Below are 2,054 nucleotides of genomic sequence, written 5' to 3'. Positions count from 1 at the left end.
CACTTGATCCTCGAAAATGCTACCGCATTTCCTTCGTGCGGTGCCAGGTCAGGGAAGATTATTCAATGTCCTGCTCAGAAGAGAGGGAAGTGGGAGACCCCACAGGCGAAGCCGAGGAGGCTCTCATTCCTCCCCGCGGAAAGCAAGTGCCCCGTGCTGAAATCAACGGACAAAATTTATATGTAAAAACAACAATATATGAGAAAAGAGCCAAAAAAAAGAAATCAGCAAAGAGGCTGGTTTCTTTTTTTGTTGGGGATTATGTAAAGCAGATGCAGAAAAATGTCGAAGGTAAACTTTAAAAGGAGTGAGAGAAATCTTTGTCCCATCAACTCCTGGATCAATCAGCAAAAGGTTTTGCACATCATTTGGCCTTTATCTGAGAAGAAGCCTTCTTTTAAGCAGCAAAAGCAGCCGCTAAACGGCTGCTTCCTTCTGCCTAACTATGATAAATTATCTCATCAATGATCCCATACTCCTTCGCTTCTTCAGCGCTCATGAAATAATCCCGATCCGTATCACGCGCCACTTTTTCCAATGACTGTCCGGTCCTTTCTGCTATGATGCTGTTAATATGCTCTCTCAGCTTGATAATCCGCTTAGCAGAAATTTCAATTTCCGTAGCCTGGCCCCTTGCCCCTCCAAGCGGCTGGTGAATCATAATTTCACTATTAGGAAGGCTATAGCGTTTTCCTTTTTTTCCTGCCAAAAGAAGCATGGCACCAAACGATGCGGCCATTCCAGTGCATATGGTCCTAACGTCAGGCTTGATATATTGAATCGTATCATAGATGGCAAATCCTGCTGTTGTTGAACCGCCTGGGCTATTGATATAAAGGGAGATGTCCTTATCCGGAGATTCTGCTGCCAGAAATAGCAGCTGGGCAATTACACTGTTTGCTACAGCATCATTAATTTCTTCCCCAATCATAATAATCCTGTCCTTTAGCAGCCGGGAGTATATGTCATAAGAACGCTCTCCCCTGCTGGATTGTTCAATCACATATGGTATAGCTGTCACCTGAATCCCTCCTATTCTTGGCGGATCTATGCCGCCAGACAGAGCGTGTTAGCAGGAGATGATGAGGTTGTGAAATCAGGTTTTTGTGCATGGCTTTCAAGGGCTTGCAAGAAAGGAATTGCATTGATCAGGATAGTTGGATCTTCCGCAGCCACTGATTCCTTCAGGAGTTCATATACTGCCTTTTCCTCTTCAGTAAACTTTCTTTTGCCTTCTCCTTTAATCTGAAGCTGTTTTCGTGCACGATTTAGTAAGGCTTTTACCGCAAACTCGGTTGTTTGCATGATTTCCGCAATTTCTTTTGACTTATATTGGAAACCTTCCTTAAGCGTAAAAATGACAGCCTGCTTCAATGTTAGCTGATTGAGGAGATAATCGGCTGAGTGCCCTGCGCCATATATCCATTTTCCGCCATCGTATTCCGGCGCCTCTTCCAGCTGTTCCCGTTTTCGGCATCTGATCATATCCATCCAGCAATTATAGGCAATCTTTTTTAAAAGAGGCTGATTGATCTTACTAGGCGGATAACTGTTATATGCACGTACTATAGCCTCCTGGGCAAGATCATCGCCGTCCCACCGGTTTTGTGCAAGAAACCTGCCATAACGCAGAAGGGACGGATAGATATTTTCAATGAAGCTCTCTTCTTCCTGCTTGTAAATTCTTCCTGATTCGGCCTGAACTTTCCCCTGCTTCATAACCCTGCTCACTCCTTTGACACATCTCTGCTTTTATAACGGAAAAAAGGTTCAAAAAGATACGGGCAACAGAAATTTTTATCAGTTTATTCTAAGTTTAACTGTTTTTATACAGTTTGGTAGTATTTCGTCATAAAACTGGGCTGCTCACACCCTTTTACTTTATTTTAATTGCATTTTTCCTGTCTTATTTGCAGATTCTTAAATTTATTTGCCAATCACTTATTGCTGCCAAGTTGAACAGCCTTTTATCAGCAGCAGAAAATGACATTAAAAAACCCCAATCCCAGCATGAACTGCCCCCTGTCAAGTAGACAGTGGAAATAATAAAAATG

General features: G+C 42.8%; 3 protein-coding genes. 1 reads left to right on the top strand and 2 read right to left on the bottom strand.

All coding sequences use genetic code 11. From position 1 onward, the window contains the following. Positions 1 to 302: hypothetical protein (locus tag L634_RS34080; RefSeq protein WP_232233859.1), on the top strand; the 302-nt coding region annotated here is incomplete at its 5' end. Positions 303 to 439: 137 nt separating this feature from the next. Here the strand turns inward: L634_RS34080 and clpP are convergent. Together clpP and L634_RS0128505 are read right to left on the bottom strand one after the other, a co-directional pair. Beyond that, complete coding sequence (gene clpP, locus L634_RS0128510) at positions 440 to 1,021, bottom strand: ATP-dependent Clp endopeptidase proteolytic subunit ClpP (protein WP_026585305.1); 582 nt, start codon at positions 1,019 to 1,021, stop codon at positions 440 to 442. Between the two features lie 26 nt (positions 1,022 to 1,047). Then, positions 1,048 to 1,719 (bottom strand): sigma factor-like helix-turn-helix DNA-binding protein, encoded by a 672-nt coding sequence (locus tag L634_RS0128505; protein ID WP_026585304.1) that lies wholly within the window; start codon positions 1,717 to 1,719, stop codon positions 1,048 to 1,050. Positions 1,720 to 2,054: the final 335 nt, after the last annotated feature.

Origin of the sequence: Bacillus sp. J33 (assembly GCF_000518885.1) — a bacterium.
Classification (GTDB): domain Bacteria; phylum Bacillota; class Bacilli; order Bacillales; family Cytobacillaceae; genus Cytobacillus.
This window is presented reverse-complemented; position numbering and strand designations above follow the sequence as displayed.

Coding starts and splice junctions, on each gene's coding strand:
- L634_RS0128505 (WP_026585304.1), bottom strand. CDS start 1,719: ATGAAGCAGGGGAAAGTTCAGGCCGAATCAGGAAGAATTTACAAGCAG.